35 protein-coding genes are annotated in these 23,384 nt (G+C 55.5%); 1 reads left to right on the forward strand and 34 read right to left on the reverse strand.

Features of this window, described 5'->3' with window-relative positions; all coding sequences use genetic code 11:
• Positions 1-32 precede the first annotated feature (32 nt).
• Positions 33-557, reverse strand: a complete 525-nt coding sequence (gene ssb, locus CFT65_RS17685) for a single-stranded DNA-binding protein (RefSeq protein WP_088829371.1) — start codon at positions 555-557, stop codon at positions 33-35.
• 57 nt (positions 558-614) lie between these two features.
• Positions 615-1,985 (reverse strand): MFS transporter, encoded by a 1,371-nt coding sequence (locus CFT65_RS17690; protein WP_088829372.1) that lies wholly within the window; start codon positions 1,983-1,985, stop codon positions 615-617.
• Positions 1,986-2,170: 185 nt separating this feature from the next.
• Here CFT65_RS17690 and uvrA point away from each other — a divergent pair, with 185 nt between their 5' ends.
• Positions 2,171-4,993 (forward strand): excinuclease ABC subunit UvrA, encoded by a 2,823-nt coding sequence (uvrA, locus tag CFT65_RS17695; RefSeq protein ID WP_088829373.1) that lies wholly within the window; start codon positions 2,171-2,173, stop codon positions 4,991-4,993.
• Positions 4,994-5,215: 222 nt separating this feature from the next.
• Here the strand turns inward: uvrA and rplQ are convergent, their stop codons facing one another.
• From rplQ to rpsL, 32 genes are all read right to left on the reverse strand, one after another.
• Positions 5,216-5,614 carry a 50S ribosomal protein L17 gene (rplQ, locus tag CFT65_RS17700; RefSeq protein WP_088829374.1) on the reverse strand — a complete coding sequence of 133 codons (399 nt, stop codon included), beginning with the start codon at positions 5,612-5,614 and terminating at the stop codon, positions 5,216-5,218.
• Between the two features lie 33 nt (positions 5,615-5,647).
• Positions 5,648-6,652 carry a DNA-directed RNA polymerase subunit alpha gene (locus CFT65_RS17705; RefSeq protein WP_008174911.1) on the reverse strand — a complete coding sequence of 335 codons (1,005 nt, stop codon included), beginning with the start codon at positions 6,650-6,652 and terminating at the stop codon, positions 5,648-5,650.
• Between the two features lie 35 nt (positions 6,653-6,687).
• Positions 6,688-7,308 carry a 30S ribosomal protein S4 gene (rpsD, locus tag CFT65_RS17710; RefSeq protein WP_053114301.1) on the reverse strand — a complete coding sequence of 207 codons (621 nt, stop codon included), beginning with the start codon at positions 7,306-7,308 and terminating at the stop codon, positions 6,688-6,690.
• A gap of 18 nt (positions 7,309-7,326) precedes the next feature.
• On the reverse strand, positions 7,327-7,716 hold the full coding sequence (gene rpsK / locus CFT65_RS17715) for a 30S ribosomal protein S11 (protein WP_007153992.1): 390 nt from the start codon (positions 7,714-7,716) through the stop codon (positions 7,327-7,329).
• A gap of 13 nt (positions 7,717-7,729) precedes the next feature.
• Positions 7,730-8,086 carry a 30S ribosomal protein S13 gene (gene rpsM, locus CFT65_RS17720; protein WP_014575963.1) on the reverse strand — a complete coding sequence of 119 codons (357 nt, stop codon included), beginning with the start codon at positions 8,084-8,086 and terminating at the stop codon, positions 7,730-7,732.
• 142 nt (positions 8,087-8,228) lie between these two features.
• Positions 8,229-8,342, reverse strand: coding sequence for a 50S ribosomal protein L36 (rpmJ, locus tag CFT65_RS17725; protein ID WP_008174902.1), 114 nt, complete (start codon positions 8,340-8,342; stop codon positions 8,229-8,231).
• Between the two features lie 30 nt (positions 8,343-8,372).
• Positions 8,373-9,695, reverse strand: coding sequence for a preprotein translocase subunit SecY (gene secY / locus CFT65_RS17730; protein WP_064230335.1), 1,323 nt, complete (start codon positions 9,693-9,695; stop codon positions 8,373-8,375).
• Positions 9,696-9,712: 17 nt separating this feature from the next.
• The gene (rplO, locus tag CFT65_RS17735) at positions 9,713-10,147 is read right to left on the reverse strand and encodes a 50S ribosomal protein L15 (RefSeq protein ID WP_088829375.1); all 435 of its coding nucleotides are present in this window, start codon (positions 10,145-10,147) and stop codon (positions 9,713-9,715) included.
• A gap of 1 nt (position 10,148) precedes the next feature.
• Positions 10,149-10,337 carry a 50S ribosomal protein L30 gene (rpmD, locus tag CFT65_RS17740; RefSeq protein WP_012139786.1) on the reverse strand — a complete coding sequence of 63 codons (189 nt, stop codon included), beginning with the start codon at positions 10,335-10,337 and terminating at the stop codon, positions 10,149-10,151.
• A 4-nt stretch (positions 10,338-10,341) separates the two neighbouring features.
• A complete protein-coding gene (rpsE, locus tag CFT65_RS17745) occupies positions 10,342-10,842 on the reverse strand; it encodes a 30S ribosomal protein S5 (RefSeq protein ID WP_008174892.1) in 501 nt (166 codons plus the stop codon).
• A gap of 12 nt (positions 10,843-10,854) precedes the next feature.
• Positions 10,855-11,202: a 50S ribosomal protein L18 gene (gene rplR / locus CFT65_RS17750; protein WP_041341459.1), complete on the reverse strand. Its 348-nt coding sequence runs from the start codon at positions 11,200-11,202 to the stop codon at positions 10,855-10,857.
• Positions 11,203-11,211: 9 nt separating this feature from the next.
• Positions 11,212-11,745, reverse strand: a complete 534-nt coding sequence (rplF, locus tag CFT65_RS17755) for a 50S ribosomal protein L6 (RefSeq protein WP_008174888.1) — start codon at positions 11,743-11,745, stop codon at positions 11,212-11,214.
• A gap of 9 nt (positions 11,746-11,754) precedes the next feature.
• Positions 11,755-12,147, reverse strand: a complete 393-nt coding sequence (gene rpsH, locus CFT65_RS17760; RefSeq protein ID WP_008174886.1) for a 30S ribosomal protein S8 — start codon at positions 12,145-12,147, stop codon at positions 11,755-11,757.
• Between the two features lie 88 nt (positions 12,148-12,235).
• Positions 12,236-12,541, reverse strand: a complete 306-nt coding sequence (gene rpsN, locus CFT65_RS17765) for a 30S ribosomal protein S14 (RefSeq protein ID WP_008174884.1) — start codon at positions 12,539-12,541, stop codon at positions 12,236-12,238.
• Positions 12,542-12,553: 12 nt separating this feature from the next.
• Positions 12,554-13,093 carry a 50S ribosomal protein L5 gene (rplE, locus tag CFT65_RS17770; RefSeq protein ID WP_088829376.1) on the reverse strand — a complete coding sequence of 180 codons (540 nt, stop codon included), beginning with the start codon at positions 13,091-13,093 and terminating at the stop codon, positions 12,554-12,556.
• A 15-nt stretch (positions 13,094-13,108) separates the two neighbouring features.
• Entirely contained in the window at positions 13,109-13,429 is a 321-nt protein-coding gene (gene rplX, locus CFT65_RS17775) for a 50S ribosomal protein L24 (RefSeq protein ID WP_088829377.1), read from the reverse strand.
• Between the two features lie 17 nt (positions 13,430-13,446).
• Entirely contained in the window at positions 13,447-13,815 is a 369-nt protein-coding gene (gene rplN, locus CFT65_RS17780; RefSeq protein WP_007154005.1) for a 50S ribosomal protein L14, read from the reverse strand.
• A gap of 18 nt (positions 13,816-13,833) precedes the next feature.
• On the reverse strand, positions 13,834-14,100 hold the full coding sequence (gene rpsQ / locus CFT65_RS17785) for a 30S ribosomal protein S17 (RefSeq protein WP_088829378.1): 267 nt from the start codon (positions 14,098-14,100) through the stop codon (positions 13,834-13,836).
• Between the two features lies 1 nt (position 14,101).
• A complete protein-coding gene (gene rpmC, locus CFT65_RS17790) occupies positions 14,102-14,293 on the reverse strand; it encodes a 50S ribosomal protein L29 (RefSeq protein ID WP_008174877.1) in 192 nt (63 codons plus the stop codon).
• Positions 14,293-14,706: a 50S ribosomal protein L16 gene (gene rplP / locus CFT65_RS17795; RefSeq protein ID WP_069185082.1), complete on the reverse strand. Its 414-nt coding sequence runs from the start codon at positions 14,704-14,706 to the stop codon at positions 14,293-14,295. Before rplP ends, rpmC begins: the two co-directional genes overlap by 1 nt.
• Positions 14,707-14,718: 12 nt before the next feature.
• Positions 14,719-15,402 carry a 30S ribosomal protein S3 gene (rpsC, locus tag CFT65_RS17800; protein ID WP_088829379.1) on the reverse strand — a complete coding sequence of 228 codons (684 nt, stop codon included), beginning with the start codon at positions 15,400-15,402 and terminating at the stop codon, positions 14,719-14,721.
• Positions 15,403-15,413: 11 nt separating this feature from the next.
• Positions 15,414-15,746: a 50S ribosomal protein L22 gene (rplV, locus tag CFT65_RS17805; protein WP_008174870.1), complete on the reverse strand. Its 333-nt coding sequence runs from the start codon at positions 15,744-15,746 to the stop codon at positions 15,414-15,416.
• A 16-nt stretch (positions 15,747-15,762) separates the two neighbouring features.
• Entirely contained in the window at positions 15,763-16,038 is a 276-nt protein-coding gene (rpsS, locus tag CFT65_RS17810) for a 30S ribosomal protein S19 (protein WP_007154011.1), read from the reverse strand.
• A gap of 23 nt (positions 16,039-16,061) precedes the next feature.
• Positions 16,062-16,889 (reverse strand): 50S ribosomal protein L2, encoded by an 828-nt coding sequence (gene rplB, locus CFT65_RS17815; protein ID WP_088829380.1) that lies wholly within the window; start codon positions 16,887-16,889, stop codon positions 16,062-16,064.
• Positions 16,890-16,906: 17 nt separating this feature from the next.
• Positions 16,907-17,200, reverse strand: coding sequence for a 50S ribosomal protein L23 (rplW, locus tag CFT65_RS17820; protein WP_041341428.1), 294 nt, complete (start codon positions 17,198-17,200; stop codon positions 16,907-16,909).
• Positions 17,197-17,802 (reverse strand): 50S ribosomal protein L4, encoded by a 606-nt coding sequence (rplD, locus tag CFT65_RS17825; protein WP_008174860.1) that lies wholly within the window; start codon positions 17,800-17,802, stop codon positions 17,197-17,199. The genes rplW and rplD overlap by 4 nt, the downstream gene beginning before the upstream one ends.
• An 11-nt stretch (positions 17,803-17,813) precedes the next feature.
• Positions 17,814-18,452 carry a 50S ribosomal protein L3 gene (gene rplC / locus CFT65_RS17830; RefSeq protein ID WP_088829381.1) on the reverse strand — a complete coding sequence of 213 codons (639 nt, stop codon included), beginning with the start codon at positions 18,450-18,452 and terminating at the stop codon, positions 17,814-17,816.
• A 76-nt stretch (positions 18,453-18,528) separates the two neighbouring features.
• Positions 18,529-18,840 (reverse strand): 30S ribosomal protein S10, encoded by a 312-nt coding sequence (rpsJ, locus tag CFT65_RS17835; RefSeq protein ID WP_004580743.1) that lies wholly within the window; start codon positions 18,838-18,840, stop codon positions 18,529-18,531.
• A 185-nt stretch (positions 18,841-19,025) separates the two neighbouring features.
• Positions 19,026-20,222 (reverse strand): elongation factor Tu, encoded by a 1,197-nt coding sequence (gene tuf, locus CFT65_RS17840; protein WP_088829382.1) that lies wholly within the window; start codon positions 20,220-20,222, stop codon positions 19,026-19,028.
• A 35-nt stretch (positions 20,223-20,257) separates the two neighbouring features.
• Complete coding sequence (gene fusA / locus CFT65_RS17845) at positions 20,258-22,363, reverse strand: elongation factor G (protein WP_088829383.1); 2,106 nt, start codon at positions 22,361-22,363, stop codon at positions 20,258-20,260.
• A gap of 18 nt (positions 22,364-22,381) precedes the next feature.
• The gene (gene rpsG, locus CFT65_RS17850; RefSeq protein WP_008174847.1) at positions 22,382-22,852 is read right to left on the reverse strand and encodes a 30S ribosomal protein S7; all 471 of its coding nucleotides are present in this window, start codon (positions 22,850-22,852) and stop codon (positions 22,382-22,384) included.
• Positions 22,853-22,966: 114 nt separating this feature from the next.
• Positions 22,967-23,341: a 30S ribosomal protein S12 gene (gene rpsL / locus CFT65_RS17855; RefSeq protein ID WP_008174844.1), complete on the reverse strand. Its 375-nt coding sequence runs from the start codon at positions 23,339-23,341 to the stop codon at positions 22,967-22,969.
• Between the last annotated feature and the right edge of the window lie 43 nt (positions 23,342-23,384).

Here is a 23,384-nt window from a genome sequence, read left to right on the forward strand (position 1 = left end):
CGGATACTCAAATCCCGTTTCTTTTATCAACTCTAGAACGGAATGTCATCATCAAAGTCGTCAACCGGCTCGGGCACGCTGCCCTGCGAAGGCTGATTGCTGTAGCCACCGGATTGCGGTGGCGGATTGTTCTGCTGTCCAGCCGACGCGTTGTAGCCGGACTGCTGAGGCCGTCCTGCCGGCGCGCCCTGGCTCATTCCGCCTTCGCCGCCACGACTGTCCAGCATCTGCATCTGCCCATTGATATCCACCACAACCTCGGTGGTATAGACATCCTGCCCTTCCTTGTTCTGCCATTTGCGGGTCTGCAGCTTGCCCTCAATGTAAACCTTCGAGCCCTTGCGCAGGTACTGGCCCGCAACTTCGGCGATCTTGCCGAACATGACAACCCTGTGCCATTCGGTTTTTGGCACCAACTGGCCAGTCTGACGATCCTTGTAGCTTTCGTCTGTTGCAAGGTTCAGGTTTACTACGGCATTGCCGTTGGGGGTGTAGCGGGTATCCGGGTCCTGCCCCAGATTACCGATTAGTATGACCTTGTTTACGCCTCGTGCCATGTTCTGCTCCTGACTTTGTTTTCAGGGACGCCCGCGTTCCGTGCGAGCCTCCGGATTTCAAGAATGGTTAGCCTGCCGGACAAAGGAAAAGTCCGCAAGTAACGCTTCATCAAATTGCTGACGATCCACCTTAAGATAGGCGGTGGCAGCGTCTTCCACAATCACCACATCCTGAACGCCCGGAAGGCGGCGGAGATTGTCATCGATGTCGTCGTACTGGTCGTTCATTACCTGCTGCAACTGTACCACGAAACTTGTGGTGTGACCGGGCGCGGGCATAGTGAGCGCTATCAATAGCCAGAGGCCCAGCACTACCACCATGAACCAGAGTACGCCCTGTAGCCCGGCGACCTCCAGAAGGTAGCCTCCGAGAGCGCCCCCCAGAAACGCGCCCATAAACTGGGAGGAGGAGTAGACCCCCATTGCTGTACCTTTGCTTGCAGCCGGCGCCTCCTTGCTGATCAATGACGGCAGGCTGGCCTCGAGCAGGTTGAAGGCCATAAAGAAGAAAAACAGCACAGCCCAGGCCGCAACCAGGCTGCCGGAGACACCGGTAAACCCGGCAGTGGCCAATGTCAGCAAGGCAATCGCGCCGCAAAGCACCGGCTTCATCCTGCGTTTTTTCTCGCCAATGATGATGAACGGCACCATGGCAAAAAAAGAGGTGACCATCACGCTCAGGTAGAACCACCAGTGTGAACTGCTGGCAAGCCCAAACTGCTCCTGAAGCATGGAGGGAAACACCAGAAACAGGGCGGTAAGCACCAGGTGCAGGGCAAAGATACCGAAATCCAACCGTAGCAGACGACCGTCTGAAAGCACCCGGCTCAACATCTCTCTGGCAGGATGAGTGTCGGGGCTGGTCTTGTGTTGATGGGGAGTCGGAACCAGACGGTTTACTATCACCATCGCCACGACGGCCAGCGCAGCGGTGGTGTAGAAGATCCCGGACAGCCCCCACCAAGCCCCAAGAAGGGGTCCAAGAACCAGCGAGACCGAAAACGACAGACCAATCGTGATCCCTACCGTCGCCATTGCCTTGGTCCGCTCTTCTTCCCGGGTCAGGTCACTGAGCAGCGCCATCAGCACACTGGCGATCGCACCGGCCCCCTGAAGAATCCGACCGGCAATCACAACGTATATGGAGTCCGTGGCCGCGGCCAGAAGACTGCCAGCGGCAAATAATACGAGCCCGATGTAGATCATGCGCTTACGGCCGACCCGATCAGACAGCATGCCGAAGGGAATCTGCAACAGGGCCTGGCTGAGACCGTACGCGCCTATAGCAAAACCCAGCAGGGCTGGTGTCGCATCCTTGAGATCTTCGCCCAGCAACATGAATACCGGCAGCACCATGAACAGTCCGAGCATACGCATGGCGTAGACAGACGCCAGGGCGAATACGGAGCGTTTTTCCAGCGCATTCATGGCAATTACGTACCTCAGCCGGGGTTGAAAGCGGTCAGATTGAGGGCAGATACCCTTCGCAGGCGGCGCATTGTAGCAGAAGGGGCGCTGGCGGGGGACAGGTCCCTTGCCGCTTATCCCGGTATCATTTTCGCCGCAGCCGACCCAACGCGGTATAATTTTCGTTTTTATCCGAGCGAGGTGTTATGGACCATATCCAGATCAAAGGGGCACGAACCCACAACCTGAAGAACATCGACCTGGATATGCCACGGGACAAGCTGATCGTGATCACCGGCCTCTCCGGTTCCGGCAAATCGTCCCTTGCCTTCGACACCCTCTACGCCGAAGGCCAGCGCCGCTACGTGGAATCGCTGTCCACCTATGCCCGGCAGTTTCTCTCAATGATGGAGAAACCGGATGTGGACCATATCGAGGGCCTGTCGCCGGCCATATCCATTGAGCAGAAGTCCACTTCCCACAACCCGCGCTCGACGGTTGGCACCATCACCGAAATCTACGATTACCTGCGCCTGCTCTTTGCCCGTGCCGGTGAACCGCGATGCCCCGACCATGGCCAACCCCTGGAAGCGCAGACCATCAGCCAGATGGTGGATCAGGTGGTCGCCATGCCAGAGGACAGCAAACTGATGATCCTGGCACCGGTGATCCGGGACCGGAAGGGCGAGCACTTGCAGGTTATCGAAACCATGCGCAGCCAGGGCTTCATCCGCCTGCGGGTGGATGGCACCGTTTACGACATTGACGATGTGCCGGCCCTGGACAAGAAACGCAAGCACCAGATTGATGTGGTCGTCGATCGGTTCAAGGTCAAGCCGGGGCTTGAGCAGCGACTGGCAGAGAGTTTCGAAACTGCACTGGGCCTGGCAGACGGGATTTCCCTGGTCGCACCTATGACCGGCGAAGGCGAAGAACACACCTTCTCCGCTCGTTACGCCTGCACCCAGTGCGGCTATGCCCTGAGTGAGCTCGAGCCAAAACTGTTTTCCTTTAACAACCCCGCAGGCGCCTGCCCCACCTGCGACGGACTCGGAGTCAAACAGTTCTTCGATCCGGAGAAGATTGTTCACCACCCGGAGGCGACTCTGGCGTCCGGGGCGATAAAAGGCTGGGATCGTCGGGCCGTCTACTACTTCCAGATGCTGGGCAGCGTGGCAGATCACTACGGCATCGATCTGGAAACGCCCTGGGTGGATTTACCTGAGGATTTCCGCAACGTCCTTTTGTTCGGCTCGGGCGATGAGGATATCCCATTCCGTTATGTGAATTCCCGTGGCCAGATCATGGAGAAGGCCCATCCATTCGAGGGCATTCTGCCGAACCTCGAACGGCGCTACCGTGAGACCGACTCACAGAGCATGCGCGAGGAACTGGCCCGTAACCTCAGCACCCAACCGTGCAAAGAGTGCGGCGGCTCCCGTCTGCGCCGTAGCGCCCGCCATGTGTTTATTGAAGAGCACAATATTTCTGATGTCACCCACCTGCCGGTTGGCGAAGCCCACGACTACTTCGAAACCCTGGCGCTGCCTGGGCGGAAAGGCGAAATTGCCGAGAAAATTCTGAAGGAAGTACGTCAGAGGCTCCAGTTCCTGGTAAATGTAGGTCTGGAATACCTGACCCTTGAGCGCAGTGCCGACACCCTGTCGGGGGGAGAAGCTCAGCGTATTCGCCTGGCAAGCCAGATCGGCGCCGGGCTGGTGGGCGTCATGTACATTCTCGACGAACCCTCCATCGGGCTTCACCAGCGGGACAATGACCGCCTGCTGGCCACCCTCACCCACCTGCGGGATCTGGGCAACACGGTGATTGTCGTCGAACACGATGAAGACGCCATTCGCGCCGCGGATCATGTGATCGATATCGGTCCAGGCGCCGGCGTTCATGGCGGTCACATCATCGGTCAGGGCACGCCTCAACAGATCATCGACAACCCCGACTCTCTCACGGGCCAGTATCTGAATGGCAGCCGGGAAATAGCCATCCCCAAACAGCGGAACACAGGCAGCGGGAAGTCGGTAACACTGGCCGGCGCCACCGGCAACAACCTGAAAGACGTGACTCTCAACCTGCCCCTGGGAATCATGACCTGTATCACCGGCGTTTCCGGTTCGGGCAAGTCGACTCTGATCAACAGCACCCTGTATCCGGTGGCTGCCGCCAAACTCAACAAGGCCACCAGCCTGAACCACGCGCCCTATCAATCACTCAAGGGCCTGGATCACCTGGACAAGGTCATCGACATCGACCAGAGCCCCATCGGCCGCACCCCGCGCTCCAACCCGGCCACCTACACCGGACTGTTTACGCCGATTCGCGAACTCTTCGCCGGAACCCAGGAGGCACGCTCCCGCGGTTACAAGCCCGGGCGCTTTTCCTTCAACGTGAAGGGTGGCCGGTGCGAGGCCTGCCAGGGCGACGGGGTAATTAAAGTGGAAATGCACTTCCTGCCGGATGTCTACGTTCCCTGCGATGTATGCAAAGGGAAACGCTACAACCGTGAAACGCTGGAGGTCCGTTACAAGGGCAAGAACATCAACGAAGTGCTGGAGATGACCGTTGAGGAGGGCCGCGATTTCTTCGATGCCGTGCCTTTCCTCGCCCGCAAACTCCAGACCCTGATGGATGTAGGCCTCTCCTACATCCGCCTCGGCCAAAGCGCCGTGACCCTCTCCGGCGGTGAAGCCCAGCGGGTGAAGCTGGCAAAGGAATTGTCGAAGCGTGATACCGGCAAAACTTTGTACATTCTGGATGAGCCAACCACGGGCCTGCACTTTTACGACATCCAGCAACTGCTGAACGTCCTTGAGCGCCTGCGTGACCATGGCAACACCATTGTGGTGATCGAGCATAACCTGGATGTAATCAAAACCGCAGACTGGATTATCGACCTTGGCCCGGAAGGCGGCTCCGGTGGCGGCCAGATCATTGCCGAGGGCACACCCGAGGAGGTTGCGGAGAATGCCGCTTCTCACACAGGCCTCTATCTGAAGCCAATGCTGACGAAGTAATTGGCGGCAAAGGAAGAGGTTTGTCGGCGAGGGGGGGTGGAGGTTTATTTTCTGCCGGAAAAAGATGTCTGAGCGACGCGAGTTATTTTTCCAAAGAAAATAAACCTCCACCCCCGCGCCAGCCACCCTTACTTCCAGGCTACTAGTTATATACAACCGAGGCACAAAAAAACCGGGACCCTTACGGAACCCGGTTTTTTTGATTGGCCGAAGCCGAGGAAATTAATCCTCGTCTTCGTCTACCTCTTCCGCTTCGATATCCAGCGGACGACCAACCAGCTCAACGAATGCCATAGGGGCATTGTCGCCGGCACGGAAGCCACACTTCAGGATACGAAGATATCCACCCGGACGCGCGCTGTAACGGGGACCAAGCTCGTCAAACAGCTTGGCAACCGCCGCATCGTCACGCAGGCGTGAGAACGCCAGACGACGATTCGCGACCGAATCATTCTTTGAGAGCGTGATCAAAGGCTCAGCTACCCGACGAAGCTCTTTGGCTTTCGGCAGCGTTGTTTTGATCAGCTCGTGTTCAACCAGTGACGCAGTCATGTTACGGAACATGGCCTTGCGATGCGCACTGGTCCTGCTGAACTTACGACCACTCTTACGATGACGCATTGCTCTGATTCCTTACCTTAAACTAATCGGCGATTAACCGCCCAGAACCCGGTCGTCGCCACGAAGGCTAGCCGGCGGCCAGTTATCAAGACGCATGCCCAGTGACAGACCACGGGACGCCAGAACGTCCTTGATCTCGGTCAGCGACTTTTTACCAAGGTTAGGCGTCTTCAACAGCTCAACTTCTGTGCGCTGGATAAGATCGCCGATGTAGTAAATGTTCTCAGCCTTCAAGCAGTTAGCTGAACGCACTGTCAATTCCAGATCATCAACCGGACGTAGCAGGATCGGATCGATTTCTTCCTCTTCCTCAACGCGCTCGGGCTCTTTCTCATGATCGAAATCAACAAACACCGCCAGTTGCTGCTGGAGGATGGTCGCCGCCCGGCGAATTGCTTCTTCCGGGTCGATGGTGCCATTGGTCTCCAGGTCAATAACCAGCTTGTCCAGGTCGGTCCGTTGCTCTACCCGTGCACTTTCCACGGCGTAAGCCACACGACGAACCGGGCTGAATGTGGCATCCAGCTGCAGGCGTCCGATGGCGCGAGTTTCGTCCTCGTCAAGACCACGCTGGTCTGCCGGCTCATAGCCGCGACCGCGGGCAACACGGAGACGCATGTTCACTTCACCATTCTCGCTAAGGTGACAGATCACGTGCTCCGGGTTGGCAATCTCGACGTCATGATCCAGCTTGATATCACCGGCTGTCACAACGCCCGGGCCTTTCTTGCTGAGCGTAAGCTCGGCATCGTCCCGACCGTTCATTTTTACGGCAACGCCCTTGAGATTCAGAAGAATCTCGATGACGTCTTCCTGGACACCCTCAATGGCGCTGTACTCGTGCAGGACACCGTCAATCTGCGCTTCAGTCACGGCGCAGCCCGGCATCGAAGACAAGAGAATCCGGCGCAGTGCACTGCCAAGGGTATGACCAAAGCCCCTTTCCAGAGGCTCAAGCGTAACCTTGGCACGTGTGGCGCTTGATTCCTTCACGTCAATGGTACGAGGTGTCAATAACTCATGTACTGAACGCTGCATAGACGCCCCTATCTGCTATCGTTGCTAACTGGGCTTTACTTGGAGTAAAGCTCGACGATGAGGTTCTCGTTGATGTCGGCCGGCAGTTCAGTACGCTCAGGTACTGACTTGTAAACGCCGGACATCTTATTGGCGTCGACCTCTACCCAGCTCACCGGTGCACGGCTTGCAGACAGATCCAGAGCGCCTTTAACACGCAGCTGGTTCTTCGCCTTTTCACGCACGCTCACAACATCACCCGGCCGGACCTGGTAGGACGGGATGTTCACCGTCTTGTCATTAACCAGAATCGCCTTGTGAGAGACGAGCTGACGGGCTTCTGCACGGGTAGAACCAAAGCCCATGCGGTATACAACGTTATCGAGACGGCCCTCCAGCAGCTGCAGCAGGTTTTCACCGGTTGCACCTTTGCCTCGGGCGGCCTCTTTATAGTAGTTGCGGAACTGCTTCTCGAGAACGCCGTAGATACGACGAACTTTCTGTTTCTCACGAAGCTGTACGCCGTACTCGGACAGACGACCGCGACGCGCGCCGTGCATACCCGGCGGAGTCTCGATGTTGCACTTGGAATCGAGCGCGCGAACACCGCTCTTCAGAAAAAGATCTGTCCCTTCACGACGAGACAGCTTGCACTTCGGGCCTATATAACGAGCCATAATTCACTGTCTCCTGTGTTAGACGCGGCGCTTCTTGGGCGGACGACAGCCGTTGTGGGGAATCGGCGTCACATCTGTGATGTTGGTGATCTTGTAGCCACACGCATTCAGCGCGCGAACTGCAGATTCACGTCCGGGCCCAGGACCCTTAACCTCTACGTCCAGGTTTTTAAGGCCGTATTCAGCAGCCGCATTACCGGCTCTTTCAGCTGCTACCTGCGCAGCAAAAGGTGTACTCTTGCGTGACCCACGGAAACCGGAACCACCAGAAGTGGCCCAGGACAGGACGTTGCCCTGACGGTCAGAAATGGTCACGATAGTGTTGTTGAAGGACGCGTGAATGTGCGCGACGCCATCAACAACCGTCTTTTTCACCTTTTTACGGGTACGTGTACCTGGCTTTGCCATGTTTGCCTACCTGTTACTTACGAATAGGTTTGCGTGGACCTTTACGGGTGCGTGCGTTGGTCTTGGTGCGCTGGCCACGGACCGGAAGGCCATGACGATGACGCAGACCACGGTGGCATCCGAGATCCTTCAAACGCTTGATGTTCATCTGTACTTCACGACGCAGATCGCCTTCGACAGACACCTTGCCCACTTCAGTACGAAGTGCTTCAAGCTGCTCGTCGCTAAGGTCTTTGACCTTGACGTCCGGCTTGACGCCGGTTGCATCGCAAAGCTTCTGGGCTGTGGTCTTGCCAACACCAAAGATGTAGGTCAGCGAGACAACAGCATGTTTGTGATCGGGTATATTGACACCGGCTATACGTGCCATCCAAATTACTCCGCGTTCAAAGCTTTGCTGTGTGAATTTTCCGCCACTATAAAAGGGCGCGAAATAATAGCGCCTGACCCCTATCGGGGTCAAGCGCTATTATTCGTACCCTCTACAATGTCAGTTCTTGATCCTGTAAGGATCAGCCCTGGCGTTGCTTGTGACGAGGCTCCGAGCAAATGACCCGTACTGAGCCATTGCGACGAATTACTTTGCAGTTACGGCAAATTTTCTTTACCGAAGCGCGTACTTTCATTGTCGACTCCAGTTTTCAAGGGGAACGGGATTAACCGTTCCGACCATAGCCCTTGAGATTGGACTTCTTCATCAGCGATTCATACTGATGAGACATCAGGTGCGACTGAACCTGCGCCATGAAATCCATCACCACGACTACAACAATCAGCAGAGAGGTACCGCCCAGATAGAACGGTACATTCCCAGCCACCATCAGGAACTGAGGGAACAGGGAAACTGCTGCAATGTACATTGCACCGAACAGCGTCAGACGGGTCAGAACACCATCTATATATTTGGCAGTCTGATCACCAGGACGAATGCCCGGAATAAACGCTCCAGAGCGCTTGAGGTTATCCGCAACTTCTTTCGGGTTGTACATCAGAGCTGTGTAGAAGAAGCAGAAGAAAACCACTGCTGCCGCAAACAGGATGATGTACAACGGCTGGCTTGGCGCCAGAGCCTGGGAGATATCGCTCAGCCATTCCATGCCTTCGCCCTGACCAAACCACTGACCCAGCGAAGCCGGGAAGAGCAGGATGGAAGACGCAAAAATGGGCGGAATTACACCGGCCATATTCACCTTCAGAGGGAGATGGCTGGACTGCTGGGCAAACACCCGACGCCCCTGTTGCCGCTTGGCATAGTTGATCGTCAAACGGCGCTGGCCGCGCTCCATGAAGACCACAAAGCCGATCACGGCGACCGCAAGAACGCCAATCCCCAGAACCACCAGCAGGCTCATTTCACCATTTCGGGCCTGCTCGAGCGTCTGACCAATAGCGCCGGGCAACCCGGCAACGATACCAGCGAAGATCAGGAGGGAGATGCCGTTACCGACACCCCGCTCAGTGATCTGCTCGCCAAGCCACATCATGAATACAGCGCCACTAACGAATGACACAACCGCCACGAAGTGGAAGCTGAAGCTGTCATTGAAGGTGACGCCCTGCGATGCCAAGCCGACAGAAATACCAAAACCCTGAACCAGGGCCAGGATAACCGTACCATACCGCGTGTACTGGCTGATCTTTCGACGGCCAGCTTCGCCTTCTTTCTTCAGCTGCTCAAGCTGCGGACTAACCGCAGTCATGAGCTGCATGATGATAGAGGCCGAAATGTACGGCATGATACCGAGAGCGAAGATACTCATGCGCTCAAGCGCACCACCGGAAAACATGTTGAACATGCTCAGGATTGTGCCCTGGTTCTGTTCAAACAGTGCCGCCAGACGGTCGGGGTTGATACCCGGCACCGGAATGTGGGCACCGATCCGGTACACCAGCAATGCCAGGAAGACGAACCAGAGCCGCGATCGCAGCTCCGCCAGTCCTTTACCCGCGCCCGCAGGCAATGATGCGTTCTTGGCCATTTAGTCCTCGACTCGCCTTAGTCTTCGACTTTACCACCCGCGGCAGAAATTGCCTCGCGCGCGCCTTTGGTTACCCGAAGTCCCTTCACAGTTACCGCACGGCTCAGTTCGCCGGACATGATAACCTTGGCTTCACGAATTTCTCCGCGAATAATGTCTGCCTTTTTCAGGGCTTCCAGATCAACCACATCGCCCTCAACCTTCGCCAGTTCATTCAGGCGAATCTCAGCAACGTAACGCTGCTGACGGGACGTGAAGCCGAACTTGGGCAAACGACGAGCCAGCGGCTGCTGACCGCCCTCGAAACCGGGTGCTACGCTGCCACCGGAACGGGCCTTCAGACCCTTGTGACCGCGACCACCGGTTTTGCCGAGACCGCTACCGATACCACGACCAACGCGCCTTGCGGCCGGACGTGAACCGGGCTCTGGACTAAGTTCGTTCAGACGCATCTTAGTTCTCCTCAACCCGAACCAGGTAATCAACCCGGTTGATCATGCCGCGAATAGAAGGTGTATCTTCCACTTCCACGGTGTGACCGATTTTACGAAGACCCAGGCCCTTCACACACAACTTGTGCTTGGGCTGGCAGCCGATGGGGCTGCGGGTCAGAGTTACTTTGATCGTTTTTGCGTTCGCCATGACTTCAACCCAGAATCTCTTCCACGGTCTTACCGCGCTTGGCTGCAATATCTTCAGGCGCTTGAGTTGCCTGGAGACCCTTGATGGTGGAACGTACCACGTTCACCGGGTTGGTAGACCCGTAACACTTGGACAGTACGTTCTGAACACCTGCCACTTCCAGTACTGCACGCATCGCACCGCCGGCGATGATACCAGTACCTTCGGACGCCGGCTGCATGTAGACCTTGGAGCCGCCATGCTGAGCCTTGACCGGGTATTGCAGGGTAGTACCGTCAAGCGGAACTTCTACCATGTTCTTGCGTGCAGCTTCCATGGCCTTCTGGATGGCGACCGGCACTTCACGCGCCTTACCACGACCGAAACCAACGCGACCTTTACCATCACCCACTACAGTCAGTGCGGTGAAGGCGAAAATACGGCCACCTTTAACAACCTTGGCGACACGATTGACCTGAACCAGCTTTTCCTGGAGCTCAGGCGCCTTCTGTTCGTTAACGCTCATCTTCTCCACCTCTTAGAATTGCAAGCCAGCTTCACGGGCTGCGTCGGCCAGAGCCTGAATACGGCCGTGATAACGGTAACCGGAGCGGTCAAAAGCAACCTGCTCAACACCTGCTGCCTTGGCACGCTCAGCGATCAGCTGACCGACCTTTTTGGCAGCGTCCACGTTACCGGTTGCACCCTGGCGCAGTTCCTTATCCAACGTGGAGGCAGAAGCCAGCACCTTGCTGCCGTCTGCAGTCGTGACCTGGGCGTACATGTGACGCGGTGTGCGGTGAACGCACAGGCGATTGGTACCCAGTTCACGGATCTTCATGCGCACTTTGCGTGCGCGACGCAATCTTTCGTTATTCGCGCTCATAGTCCCGCCTTATTTCTTCTTGGCTTCTTTGCGTCTGACCTGCTCATCCGCATAACGAACACCCTTGCCCTTATAAGGCTCGGGCGGACGGAACGCGCGGACTTCCGCAGCGACCTGGCCAACCTGTTGCTTGTCGATACCGCGAATCACAACTTCCGTATTGGACGGAGTTTCTGCGGTAATCCCCTCGGGCAGCTCATACTCTACCGGGTGTGAAAAACCCAGTGTCAGATTGAGCTTCTTACCTTGCGCCTGGGCACGGTAACCTACGCCCGTCAGCTGGAGTTTGCGTTCCCAGCCTGTGGAAACACCGGTCACCATATTGTTGACCAGTGCACGAGTAGTACCAGCAAGAGCGCGGGACTTGGTAGCACCATCGCGGGCCGCAAAGCGCAGAACATTCTCTTCCTGCTTTACTTCAACCGCCTGGTGAATGGTGATTTGAAGCGCTCCCTTGGAACCCTTCACACTAATTTCCTGTCCGTTCAGCTTAACCTCAACACCGGAAGGCAGCACGACAGGATTATTGGCAACCCTGGACATGTGTATCTCCTAGAATACGGTGCAGATGACTTCGCCACCCACGCCAGCAGCTCGTGCGGCGCGGTCCGTCATAACGCCCTTGGACGTTGAGACAATCGCGACTCCCAGACCACCGGATACTTTCGGCAGTTCCCCAGCGCCGTTGTACTGGCGCAGACTCGGACGGCTGACCCGTTTGATCTCTTCAATAACCGGCTTGCCGCCGAAGTATTTCAGAGTGATCGTCAGCTCGGGCTTCGCGTCGGCTGAAACGGAGAAATCGTCGACGTAACCTTCGTCCTTCAGGACCTGGGCTACGGAGATCTTCATCTTTGAAGACGGCATCGTAACGTCTGCTTTCGACGCCATCTGTGCATTACGGATACGAGTAAACATATCCGCAAGCGTGTCTTGCATACTCATTGGTATGAGGCTCCTGATCTTTTTAGTTGTGCAGCGGCTTGCCGCACCGCTTACCAACAGGCACCCGACCGAAGTCAGGGTGCCTATCTTACCAGCTTGCCTTGGTCAGGCCCGGAACGTCACCGCGCATGCCGTATTCACGGAGTTTGATCCGTGACAGCTCAAACTTGCGCAGAACGCCGTGGGGACGACCAGTCACCTGGCAACGATTACGAAGACGCGAAGGAGAAGCATCGCGAGGAAGCTGCTGAAGCTTCATCTGTGCGTCCCAACGGTCATCATCGCTGGTATTCGGGTTCTTGATAATCGCCTTGAGCTCGGCGCGCTTCGCTGCGAACTTCGCAACGGTCTTTTCGCGCTTGAGCTCACGGTTTTTCATGGAAACCTTAGCCATTACACTCGTTCCTTATTTCTTGAACGGAAAGCCAAAGGCTTTCAACAGTTCGCGACCTTCATCGTCGGTACCGGCAGTGGTGGTAATGGTGATATCCAGACCACGGATCTTGTCGACTTTGTCGTACTCGATCTCGGGGAAAATGATCTGCTCACGCACACCCATGCTGTAGTTACCGCGACCGTCGAACGACTTGGGATTCAGACCGCGGAAGTCACGAATGCGGGGAACCGCAATGTGAACCAGGCGATCAAAGAAGTCCCACATACGCTCACCGCGCAGGGTAACCTTACAACCGATAGGCCAACCTTCACGGATCTTGAAACCCGCGACGGATTTACGAGCCTTGGTAACAACCGCCTTCTGACCTGCCAGGCGCTCGAGATCCGCCACAGCATTCTCAATCAGCTTCTTGTCACCAACCGCTTCGCCGACACCCATGTTAAGGGTGATCTTTTCGATACGCGGCACCTGCATGATGTTCGTGTAGCTGAACTCTTTCTGCAGGGCGGGTACCACTTCCTTACTGTACTGCTCTTTCATGTTAAGCATCGTAACCACCACCGCTTACTGGTTATCGACAGCTTCATTCGTGGACTTGAAGATCCGCACTTTCGCGCCGTCTTCCTTGATCTGGAAGCCTACACGATCGGCTTTGCCGGTCTGCGGATTAAAAATAGCCACGTTGGAAGCCTGGATAGGTGCTTCTTTTTCGACGATGCCACCTGGGGAGCCCAGCATCGGGTTCGGCTTGGTGTGCTTCTTGATCATATTGATCCCTGAAATCACCATGCGGCCATCGTCCTGAACCTTCAGGACTTTACCACGTTTGCCTTTATCTTTCCCCGTGGTGACGATTACTTCGTCATCTCGTTTGATCTTTTTCATAACCGGCCTCTGGTCCTTTAAAGTACTTCGGGTGCCAGTGAGATAATTTTCATGAACTTCTCATTACGCAGTTCACGGGTAACCGGTCCGAAGATACGGGTACCAATAGGAGCGTCCTGATTGTTCAGAAGTACTGCCGCATTTCCGTCGAAACGGATCAGCGAACCGTCGGGACGGCGAACACCCTTGCGGGTGCGTACCACGACCGCTTTCAGGACCTGGCCTTTCTTCACTTTACCGCGGGGGATGGCTTCCTTGACGGTCACCTTGATGATATCCCCTACGCTGGCATAACGCCGATGTGAACCGCCCAGGACCTTGATGCACATCACCTGACGCGCACCGCTGTTATCCGCGACTTCAAGCATTGTTTGAGTCTGAATCATGGTTGTTCTCCGGGCGAATTACACCTTGGATGCACGTTCAGTGACTTCCACCAGGGCCCAGCTCTTGGTCTTGGAGACCGGACGGGTTTCCTGAATGGTCACAGTGTCACCGATCTTGCACTGATTGCTCTCATCGTGAGCGTGGATCTTGGTTGAACGCTTCATGTACTTACCGTACAGCGGGTGTTTCACCTGACGCTCGACCAATACCACGATGGATTTCTCCATCTTGTTGCTCACGACCTTGCCGCTCAGAGTTCTGGCAGTTTGGGTAGCTTCGGTCATGTCACTGTCCTGCCTTTTCGTTCAATACTGTTTTCACGCGAGCAATGTCGCGCTTCACCTTGCCGAGAAGGTGAGACTGATTCAGCTGACCTGTCGCCTTACGCATGCGCAGGTTGAACTGCTCCTTCAGGAGGTCGATCAGCTCTTTGTTCAGCTCCTCGACTGACTTTTCACGCAGCTCTGTTGCTTTCATCACATCACCGTCCTCGTTACAAAGGTGGTCTGCACCGGCAGTTTGGCCGCAGCGAGAGTGAAGGCATCGCGTGCTACGTCTTCAGCAACACCTTCCATCTCGTAGAGCATACGGCCTGGCTGGATTTCAGCCACCCAATACTCGACAGAACCTTTACCTTTACCCATTCGAACCTCAAGCGGCTTACTGGAGATCGGCTTGTCCGGGAAAATCCGGATCCAGATCTTTCCACCCCGCTTGATGCGGCGCGTCATGGTACGACGTGCCGCCTCAATCTGGCGGGCAGTTATACGCCCTCGACTGGTCGCTTTCAATCCGTATTCACCGAAGCTCACCTTGTTGGCGCGGTGAGCAAGACCGGTGTTACGGCCTTTCATTACCTTGCGAAATTTGGTGCGTTTTGGTTGCAGCATAAGAGTGCCCCTTTACTTAGAACCTTTCTTCCCAGAGGCTTTCTTGTCAGCACGGACCTGCTCCATACCACCAAGAATCTCACCTTTGAAGATCCATACCTTGACGCCGATTACGCCATAAGTGGTATGCGCTTCATAGGTTGCGTAATCAATATCTGCACGCAGTGTGTGCAGAGGTACACGACCTTCGCGATACCACTCGGAACGCGCGATTTCAGCCCCCCCGAGACGACCGCCAACCTGGATCTTGATACCCTTGGCACCCTGGCGCATGGCGTTCTGAACCGCGCGCTTCATAGCGCGACGGAACATCACACGACGCTCCAGCTGGCCGGCAACGTTTTGCGCTACCAGGCGGGCATCGAGGTCCGGCTTGCGGACTTCTTCGATGTTGATGTGCACAGGCACACCCATCATGTCGCTTACTTCGCGACGCAGACGATCAACATCTTCACCCTTCTTGCCGATAACAATACCGGGACGGGCAGTATGGATCGTGATACGGGCGTTCTGAGCAGGGCGCTCGATCACAATCTTGCTGACAGACGCCTTAACCAGACGCTTGTCCAGGAACTCACGGACCTGAATATCATTCAGCAGGTTGCTGGAGTATTCCTTTTTGTCGGCATACCAGACTGAGTTGTGCTCTTTGATCACACCCAGGCGAATGCCGGTTGGATTTACTTTATGACCCATCTGAGCATCTCCTACTTGTCGGCGACCTTGACGGTGATATGACAGGTGCGCTTGAAAATACGGTCAGCGCGCCCCTTGGCTCGAGCCTTGATCCGCTTGAGCGTCGGACCCTCATCCACCATCACGGTGGAAACCCGCAGTTCGTCAACGTCCAGACCTTCGTTATGCTCAGCGTTGGCGATGGCGGACTCAAGAGCTTTCTTGATCACGACCGCCGCCTTCTTCGGGCTGAAAGTCAGAATGTTCAGGGCATCCTCAACAGCCTTGCCACGTACTTGGTCAGCGACAAGACGTGCTTTCTGAGCTGAGAGGTTAGCGCCCTTATACTTGGCTGCTACTTCCATTTCGATTACCTCAGAATCAGCGTTTAGCTTTCTTGTCGGCCGCATGACCACGATAAGTACGCGTTGCCGCGAACTCACCCAGTTTATGACCCACCATATCTTCGGTGACATAAACCGGCACGTGCTGCTTGCCGTTGTGGACTGCAATGGTCAGGCCTACCATCTCTGGAAAGACTGTCGACCGGCGGGACCAGGTTTTGATCGGCCGCTTGTCGTTAGCTTCCAGAGCTGCCTCGACCTTCTTCAACAGATGCAGGTCTATAAAAGGACCTTTCTTCAAAGAACGTGGCACAGCAATTACCTCTATGTAGTCGTTTACTTGGCCGAACGACGACGTACTATCATTCTGTCAGTACGCTTGTTCTTACGAGTCTTATGCCCTTTGGTCGGAACACCCCAAGGAGTAACCGGGTGACGCCCGCCAGAGGTACGCCCTTCACCACCACCATGCGGGTGGTCAACTGGGTTCATAGCAACACCACGTACTGTTGGCCGTTTGCCGCGCCAACGTGATGCACCCGCTTTGCCAAGCTGCTTGAGGCTGTGCTCGCTGTTGGATACTTCACCCAGCGTTGCACGGCAATCTACAAGCACCTTACGCATTTCACCTGAGCGCAGGCGGATGGTGGCATACGCACCTTCCCGGGCAACCAGCTGTACGGATGCGCCCGCAGAGCGAGCCAGCTGTGCACCTTTGCCAGGCTTGAGTTCGACGCAATGGATCACAGAACCGACCGGAATATTCCGGAGCGGCAGCGTGCTACCCACCTTGATTGGCGCGTCGATACCGGAGCGCACAGGGTCACCGATCTGCATACCTTTGGGAGCGATGATGTAACGACGCTCGCCATCGGCATACTTCAGCAGTGCGATGTGCGCAGAGCGGTTGGGATCGTATTCCAGGCGCTCAATGACCGCTGGGATACCATCTTTGGTCCGCTTGAAATCGATGACACGGTAGTGCTTCTTGTGGCCACCACCCGTGTGACGGGTTGTGATACGGCCTACATTGTTACGACCACCCGTCTTGTTCTTTCTTTCTACCAACGGCTCGTAGGGGCGCCCAGTATGAAGATCCGGGTTGTAAAGCTTTACAACGTGACGGCGTCCGGCAGATGTTGGTTTGGTTTTGACGATCCGCATATTAAGACCTCTTTACCTTATTCCACATCCAGAAAATCGATGTCCTGACCTTCTGCCAGCTTTACGTAAGCCTTACGAATGTCATTACGCTTGCCGAATCCGCGGATAGTTCGCTTGAGCTTACCCTTACGGTTCAGAACCTGAACACCTTCTACGGTGACGTTGAACAGCTGCTCAACGGCTTTTTTGATCTCAGGCTTGGTAGCATCCGGGGCAACCCGGAAAACAACCTGGCCATGCTCGGCCACCAGAGACGCTTTTTCCGATACGTGCGGCCCAAGCAGGACCTTGTAAATACGTTCCTGATTCATCCCAGCATCTCCTCGATCTTCTTCAGAGCGGGAACGGTCACAACGACCTTCTCGAAGGCAACCAGGCTAACCGGATCCAGACCGGCAATATCACGCACGTCTACATGCGGAATGTTGCGCGAAGCCAGATGCAGGTTCTGCTCGACGTTATCGGACAGAATCAGCGCATTGGTCACACCGATATCCTTCAGCTTGGCGTTAAATGCCTTGGTCTTCGGGCTGTCAACGTTCATATCATCGACAACAACCAGACGCTCTTGGCGAACCAGCTCGGAAAAAATGGAGCGCATCGCTGCGCGGTACATCTTGCGGTTAACCTTCTGCTCAAAGCCACGAGGCTTGGCTGCAAAGGTAACGCCACCGGAGCGCCAGATCGGACTACGGATAGTACCGGCACGGGCACGACCGGTGCCCTTCTGACGCCATGGCTTCTTACCGCCACCGCTAACTTCGGAACGTGTCTTCTGAGCTTTGGTACCTTGGCGGGCGCCTGCCATATAAGCAGTCACTACCTGGTGAACCAGCGACTCGTTAAAATCTTTGGCGAATGCGGCGTCGGAAACAGAGATTCCCTTGCCGCTACCTGTAATAGTCAATTCCATCGCACCGCTCCTCAGGCTTTAACTGCAGGCTTGATGACAACATCGCCGCCAGTTGCGCCGGGAACGGCACCACTTACCAGCAGCAGGTTGCGCTCGGCGTCGACACGGACGATTTTCAGGTTCTGCACAGTTACCTGAGCATTACCCATCTGGCCCGCCATCTTTTTGCCCTTGAATACCTTGCCCGGAGTCTGGTTCTGACCAATGGAACCCGGAGCACGGTGAGACAGAGAGTTACCGTGAGTGGCATCCTGCATGGAGAAGTTCCAGCGCTTAACACCGCCCTGGAAACCCTTACCCTTGGACTGCCCGATGGCATCAACCACCTGACCATCTTCGAATACAGAAGCCGTGATCTCGCTACCGGCAGTCAGCTCTTCACCTTCGCCGTCGGCAAGACGGAATTCCCACATGCCACGACCGGCTTCAACGCCCGCCTTGGCAAAGTGACCCGCTTCGCTCTTGGTTACACGAGAGGAACGACGAGTACCGACAGTCACCTGAACGGCGCGGTAGCCATCGCTTTCAAGAGTTTTTAATTGGGTAATCCGGTTGGGCTCAACCTCGATTACCGTTACGGGCAGCGCCTGCCCATCTTCCGTAAAAATACGGGTCATACCGGCCTTACGACCGACAACACCAATTGCCATGTTTCACCTCTTAAGTGTACGGGGCTCTCACCCTCTATGGCCTTATGACAGTTACACAGACTAATACCGGGCGGTATTAGCCGAGGCTGATCTGAACGTCTACACCTGCTGCCAGGTCCAACTTCATCAAAGCATCTACTGTCTTTTCCGTCGGCTCAACGATGTCGAGCAAACGCTTATGCGTACGAATTTCATATTGATCGCGCGCGTCTTTGTTGACGTGCGGAGAAATCAATACAGTGTACTTTTCCTTCCGCGTCGGCAGAGGGATAGGGCCACGCACCTGAGCGCCGGTCCGCTTGGCGGTATCGACGATCTCCTGCGTGGACTGGTCGATCAGGCGATAATCAAACGCCTTCAACCGGATTCGAATTTTTTGGCTTTGCATGATGCACCAAACTCCACTCGTAGCAGCTACTAGTTAGCCGACCTTCAAAAAAAGGAGCCGCATTGTATGCATAATACCCAACCCTGTCAACAGCATTACTGATTGACCGGGCTGGGCGGGCTTTGCGGCTGGAACAGAAAAAGGGGCTGAAGAATCAGCCCCTTTTTCCTGATCAAACGAGCGAATTACTCGATGATCTTGGAGACTACGCCGGCACCAACGGTACGGCCGCCTTCACGAATCGCGAAGCGCAGGCCATCTTCCATGGCGATCGGAGCAATCAGGGTAACACTCATCTTGACGTTGTCACCCGGCATAACCATTTCCACACCTTCCGGCAACTCGCAAGAACCGGTTACATCGGTGGTACGGAAGTAGAACTGCGGACGATAGCCCTTGAAGAACGGAGTATGACGACCGCCTTCTTCTTTGGACAGCACGTACACTTCGCACTCGAACTTGGTGTGCGGAGTGATGGAGCCCGGAACCGCCAGAACCTGACCACGCTCAACGTCGTCACGCTTGGTGCCACGCAGCAGCGCACCAATGTTCTCACCGGCACGGCCTTCGTCCAGGAGTTTACGGAACATCTCAACACCGGTACAGGTAGTCTTGACGGTGTCTTTCAGACCAATGATTTCCACTTCGTCACCAGTCTTGATCACGCCACGCTCAACACGGCCGGTCACAACGGTACCACGACCGGAGATAGAGAAGACATCCTCGATCGGCATCAGGAACGGCTGATCGATCGCACGCTCCGGCTCGGGGATGTAGTCATCCAGAGCCTCTACCAGCTTCTTGACAGCGGTAGTGCCCATCTCGTTGTCATCTTTGCCTTCCAGCGCCATCAGCGCGGAACCAGTCACGATCGGAGTGTCGTCACCCGGGAAGTCGTACTGGCTCAGCAGATCGCGAACTTCCATCTCGACCAACTCGAGCAGCTCTTCGTCGTCTACCATGTCCGCTTTGTTCAGGAACACAACGATGAAGGGCACGCCAACCTGACGGGACAGCAGGATGTGCTCACGAGTCTGCGGCATGGGGCCGTCAGCTGCGGAGCAGACCAGGATCGCGCCGTCCATCTGCGCCGCACCAGTGATCATGTTCTTCACATAGTCAGCGTGGCCCGGGCAGTCTACGTGTGCGTAGTGACGGGTCGGGGAATCGTACTCAACGTGAGAAGTCGCGATAGTGATACCACGAGCTTTCTCTTCAGGTGCGTTATCGATCTGATCAAACGCACTTGCTGAGCCTGTACCCCAGACTTCGTGACACACACGGGTCAGGGCGGCAGTCAAAGTGGTTTTACCATGGTCAACGTGACCAATGGTGCCTACGTTCAAGTGCGGTTTTTTACGCTCAAATTTTTCTTTAGACACGGTTACACCTCTTCCTGTTTCTTAAGTCCTGGGGATCAACCCTTTTTAATGATCGCTTCGGCAATGTTCGAAGGCGCCTCTGAATAACCAGAAAACTCCATCGCATAGGACGCCCGGCCTTGCGTCGCAGAACGCAGGTCGGTGGCGTAACCGAACATTTCCGACAACGGAACCTCTGCACGGATGACCTTACCGGCAGGACCCTCGTCCATACCCTGGATAACACCGCGACGACGGTTAAGGTCGCCTACGACATCACCCATATAGTCTTCCGGCGTCACAACTTCAACGCGCATGATCGGCTCGAGCAGTGCCGGGCTCGCCTCGAGGGCACCCTTTTTCATCGCCATGGAACCGGCGACCTTGAAGGCCATTTCGTTCGAGTCGACGTCGTGATAGGAACCGTCGTACAGGGTTGCCTTGATACGCAGCAGCGGATAGCCGGCCAGACAGCCGTTCTGCATCTGCTCTTCAATACCCTGCTGAACTGCCGGGATGTATTCCTTGGGAACCACACCACCAACAATCTCATTCACGAAGATAAAGTTTTCGCCATCCTCATCATCCAGCGGCAGCGGCTCAAGCTTCAGCTTGACGTGACCGTACTGACCACGACCACCAGACTGACGTACGAACTTGCCTTCGACATCTACCGGCTTGCGGATGCACTCGCGATAAGCGACCTGCGGCTTGCCGATGTTCGCCTCTACCTTGAACTCACGCTTCATACGGTCGACGATGATGTCCAGGTGAAGCTCACCCATGCCGGAGATGATGGTCTGACCGGATTCTTCGTCGGTACGGACGCGGAACGACGGATCTTCCTGAGCGAGCTTGCCCAAGGCAACGCCCATCTTTTCCTGGTCCGCCTTGGACTTCGGCTCAACTGCAACGGAAATTACCGGCTCCGGGAATTCCATGCGCTCGAGAATGATCTTGTTATTCTCGTCGCACAGAGTGTCACCAGTGGTCACACTCTTCAGGCCGATCGCAGCAGCGATATCGCCCGCCAGTACTTCCTTGATCTCCTGACGATCTTTGGAGTGCATCTGAACCATACGGCCGACACGCTCTTTCTTGCCCTTTACCGAGTTGTAAACGGCATTGCCAGACTCAAGCTTACCGGAGTAAACCCGGAAGAAAGTCAGCGTGCCCACAAACGGATCTGTGGCGATCTTGAACGCCAGCGCCGCGAACGGCGCATCATCATCAACCGGACGGGTTTCCTCGGTGCCCTCGTCGTCAACTTCACCACGGATGGCCTTGACTTCGTCCGGCGCAGGCAGGAACTCGATAACGGAATCCAGAACCGCCTGAACACCCTTGTTTTTGAACGCAGAACCACAGGTAGCAACAACGATCTCGTTCGCCAGGGTACGCATACGCAGACCCTTCTTGATATCGTCGATGGAGAGCTCACCCTCTTCGAGGTACTTTTCCATCAACTCTTCGTTGGCTTCTGCAGCCGCTTCAACCATCTGCTCGCGGTACATGGCGACTTCGTCTTCCATTTCCGCGGGCACGTCTTTCTGCTCGTAGCTGGCACCAGCGTCAGCTTCGTTCCAGTAGATGGCCTTGTTACGAATCAGATCCACAATACCGGCGAAGTTATCTTCAGCACCGATCGGCAGCTGAACGGGAACGCAATTCGCTCCCAGACGCTTCTTGATCTGATCAACAACACGCAGGAAGTTTGCACCGGCACGGTCCATCTTGTTGACGAACACCATGCGGGGAACTTCGTACTTGTTGGCCTGGCGCCATACGGTCTCGGATTGGGGCTCAACACCGGAGGAACCACAGAACACGACAACCGCACCGTCGAGTACGCGCAGGGAGCGCTCTACTTCGATAGTGAAGTCAACGTGCCCCGGGGTGTCGATGATGTTGATCCGGTGCTCCGGATACTGCTTGTCCATACCCTGCCAGAATGTCGTAGTCGCAGCAGAGGTGATGGTAATACCACGCTCCTGCTCCTGCTCCATCCAGTCCATGGTAGCTGCACCATCATGAACTTCACCGATCTTGTGGGAGATACCTGTGTAGAACAGGACCCGCTCGGTGGTTGTGGTTTTGCCCGCATCAACGTGCGCACAAATACCAATGTTTCTGTAACGCTTGATAGGAGTCTTGCGTGCCACTGTATAAACCTCGGCTGATTAGAAACGGAAGTGAGAGAACGCCTTGTTGGCTTCTGCCATGCGGTGAACATCTTCACGCTTCTTAACAGCGGAGCCTTTGCTGTCAGCGGCGTCCAGGATTTCACCAGCCAGACGCTGAGCCATGGACTTCTCACCGCGCTTCCGTGAGTATTCGACGAGCCAGCGCATGGCCAGCGCGTTCTGACGGGAAGGCCGTACTTCGACAGGCACCTGGTAAGTAGCACCACCAACACGACGGGACTTAACCTCAACCATCGGCTGGATGTTCTCCAGGGCCTTCTCGAACATGTCGATCGGCTCTTCTTTGGATTTCTCGGCAACAATGTCCAGAGCGCCGTAAACAATGCGCTCTGCGGTAGACTTCTTGCCACTTTCCATCACGTGGTTGATGAACTTGGCAAGACGTGCACTGCCGAATTTCGGATCCGGGATAATTTCCCGTTTAGCTGCAACTCTTCTTCTAGGCATCGATAAGCCCTTATATATCTAAAAGGTCTTCAGGAACCCCTGAGATAGCAAATGCTACTCAGCCTTACTCTTACCGTTCTGACAAGCAACGATAAAAGACACCCGCTCGGGACATCAGGACTTGGGTCGTTTTGCACCGTACTTGGAGCGGCCCTGCTTACGGTTCTGCACACCCTGGGTGTCCAGCGTTCCGCGAACAGTGTGATAGCGCACACCCGGAAGGTCTTTTACTCGACCGCCACGGATAAGCACGACACTGTGCTCCTGAAGGTTGTGACCTTCACCACCAATGTATGAGGAAACCTCGTAGCCGTTGGTCAGACGAACACGGCACACTTTACGCAGTGCTGAGTTCGGCTTCTTCGGCGTTGTGGTATACACACGAGTGCACACACCACGGCGCTGAGGGCAGGCCTGGAGAGCAGGAACATCGCTCTTGGCTACCTTGCGCTTACGAGGCTTACGCACCAACTGATTAATCGTTGCCATGTAAGCAAACTCCAAAAAACCATATCAATGAAACTTACCCCCT

This window comes from Marinobacter sp. es.048, from assembly GCF_900188435.1.
Classification (GTDB): Bacteria; Pseudomonadota; Gammaproteobacteria; order Pseudomonadales; family Oleiphilaceae; genus Marinobacter.

Excerpts from the sequence above, each read along its gene's own strand:
- rpsC (WP_088829379.1), bottom strand. The coding sequence starts at position 15,402 with ATGGGTCATAAAGTAAATCCAACCGGCATTCGCCTGGGTGTGATCAAA.
- rplN (WP_007154005.1), bottom strand. The coding sequence starts at position 13,815 with ATGATTCAGACTCAAACAATGCTTGAAGTCGCGGATAACAGCGGTGCG.
- rplV (WP_008174870.1), bottom strand. The coding sequence starts at position 15,746 with ATGGAAGTAGCAGCCAAGTATAAGGGCGCTAACCTCTCAGCTCAGAAA.
- CFT65_RS17705 (WP_008174911.1), bottom strand. The coding sequence starts at position 6,652 with ATGCAGCGTTCAGTACATGAGTTATTGACACCTCGTACCATTGACGTG.
- rpsG (WP_008174847.1), bottom strand. The coding sequence starts at position 22,852 with ATGCCTAGAAGAAGAGTTGCAGCTAAACGGGAAATTATCCCGGATCCG.
- rplO (WP_088829375.1), bottom strand. The coding sequence starts at position 10,147 with ATGCGTCTGAACGAACTTAGTCCAGAGCCCGGTTCACGTCCGGCCGCA.
- secY (WP_064230335.1), bottom strand. The coding sequence starts at position 9,695 with ATGGCCAAGAACGCATCATTGCCTGCGGGCGCGGGTAAAGGACTGGCG.
- rpmD (WP_012139786.1), bottom strand. The coding sequence starts at position 10,337 with ATGGCGAACGCAAAAACGATCAAAGTAACTCTGACCCGCAGCCCCATC.
- rplQ (WP_088829374.1), bottom strand. The coding sequence starts at position 5,614 with ATGCGTCATCGTAAGAGTGGTCGTAAGTTCAGCAGGACCAGTGCGCAT.
- rplC (WP_088829381.1), bottom strand. The coding sequence starts at position 18,452 with ATGGCAATTGGTGTTGTCGGTCGTAAGGCCGGTATGACCCGTATTTTT.
- CFT65_RS17690 (WP_088829372.1), bottom strand. The coding sequence starts at position 1,985 with ATGAATGCGCTGGAAAAACGCTCCGTATTCGCCCTGGCGTCTGTCTAC.
- ssb (WP_088829371.1), bottom strand. The coding sequence starts at position 557 with ATGGCACGAGGCGTAAACAAGGTCATACTAATCGGTAATCTGGGGCAG.
- rplF (WP_008174888.1), bottom strand. The coding sequence starts at position 11,745 with ATGTCCAGGGTTGCCAATAATCCTGTCGTGCTGCCTTCCGGTGTTGAG.
- rpmC (WP_008174877.1), bottom strand. The coding sequence starts at position 14,293 with ATGAAAGCAACAGAGCTGCGTGAAAAGTCAGTCGAGGAGCTGAACAAA.
- rpsN (WP_008174884.1), bottom strand. The coding sequence starts at position 12,541 with ATGGCTAAGGTTTCCATGAAAAACCGTGAGCTCAAGCGCGAAAAGACC.
- rpmJ (WP_008174902.1), bottom strand. The coding sequence starts at position 8,342 with ATGAAAGTACGCGCTTCGGTAAAGAAAATTTGCCGTAACTGCAAAGTA.
- rpsK (WP_007153992.1), bottom strand. The coding sequence starts at position 7,716 with ATGGCAAAGCCAGGTACACGTACCCGTAAAAAGGTGAAAAAGACGGTT.
- rpsH (WP_008174886.1), bottom strand. The coding sequence starts at position 12,147 with ATGAGTATGCAAGACACGCTTGCGGATATGTTTACTCGTATCCGTAAT.
- uvrA (WP_088829373.1), top strand. The coding sequence starts at position 2,171 with ATGGACCATATCCAGATCAAAGGGGCACGAACCCACAACCTGAAGAAC.
- rplX (WP_088829377.1), bottom strand. The coding sequence starts at position 13,429 with ATGAAAAAGATCAAACGAGATGACGAAGTAATCGTCACCACGGGGAAA.
- rpsD (WP_053114301.1), bottom strand. The coding sequence starts at position 7,308 with ATGGCTCGTTATATAGGCCCGAAGTGCAAGCTGTCTCGTCGTGAAGGG.
- rpsE (WP_008174892.1), bottom strand. The coding sequence starts at position 10,842 with ATGAGCGTTAACGAACAGAAGGCGCCTGAGCTCCAGGAAAAGCTGGTT.
- rpsM (WP_014575963.1), bottom strand. The coding sequence starts at position 8,086 with ATGGCACGTATAGCCGGTGTCAATATACCCGATCACAAACATGCTGTT.
- rplW (WP_041341428.1), bottom strand. The coding sequence starts at position 17,200 with ATGAATCAGGAACGTATTTACAAGGTCCTGCTTGGGCCGCACGTATCG.
- rpsL (WP_008174844.1), bottom strand. The coding sequence starts at position 23,341 with ATGGCAACGATTAATCAGTTGGTGCGTAAGCCTCGTAAGCGCAAGGTA.
- rpsQ (WP_088829378.1), bottom strand. The coding sequence starts at position 14,100 with ATGACCGAAGCTACCCAAACTGCCAGAACTCTGAGCGGCAAGGTCGTG.
- rpsJ (WP_004580743.1), bottom strand. The coding sequence starts at position 18,840 with ATGCAAAGCCAAAAAATTCGAATCCGGTTGAAGGCGTTTGATTATCGC.
- rplR (WP_041341459.1), bottom strand. The coding sequence starts at position 11,202 with ATGAGCGCGAATAACGAAAGATTGCGTCGCGCACGCAAAGTGCGCATG.
- rplD (WP_008174860.1), bottom strand. The coding sequence starts at position 17,802 with ATGGAATTGACTATTACAGGTAGCGGCAAGGGAATCTCTGTTTCCGAC.
- rplB (WP_088829380.1), bottom strand. The coding sequence starts at position 16,889 with ATGCGGATCGTCAAAACCAAACCAACATCTGCCGGACGCCGTCACGTT.
- rplP (WP_069185082.1), bottom strand. The coding sequence starts at position 14,706 with ATGCTGCAACCAAAACGCACCAAATTTCGCAAGGTAATGAAAGGCCGT.
- rplE (WP_088829376.1), bottom strand. The coding sequence starts at position 13,093 with ATGCTTAACATGAAAGAGCAGTACAGTAAGGAAGTGGTACCCGCCCTG.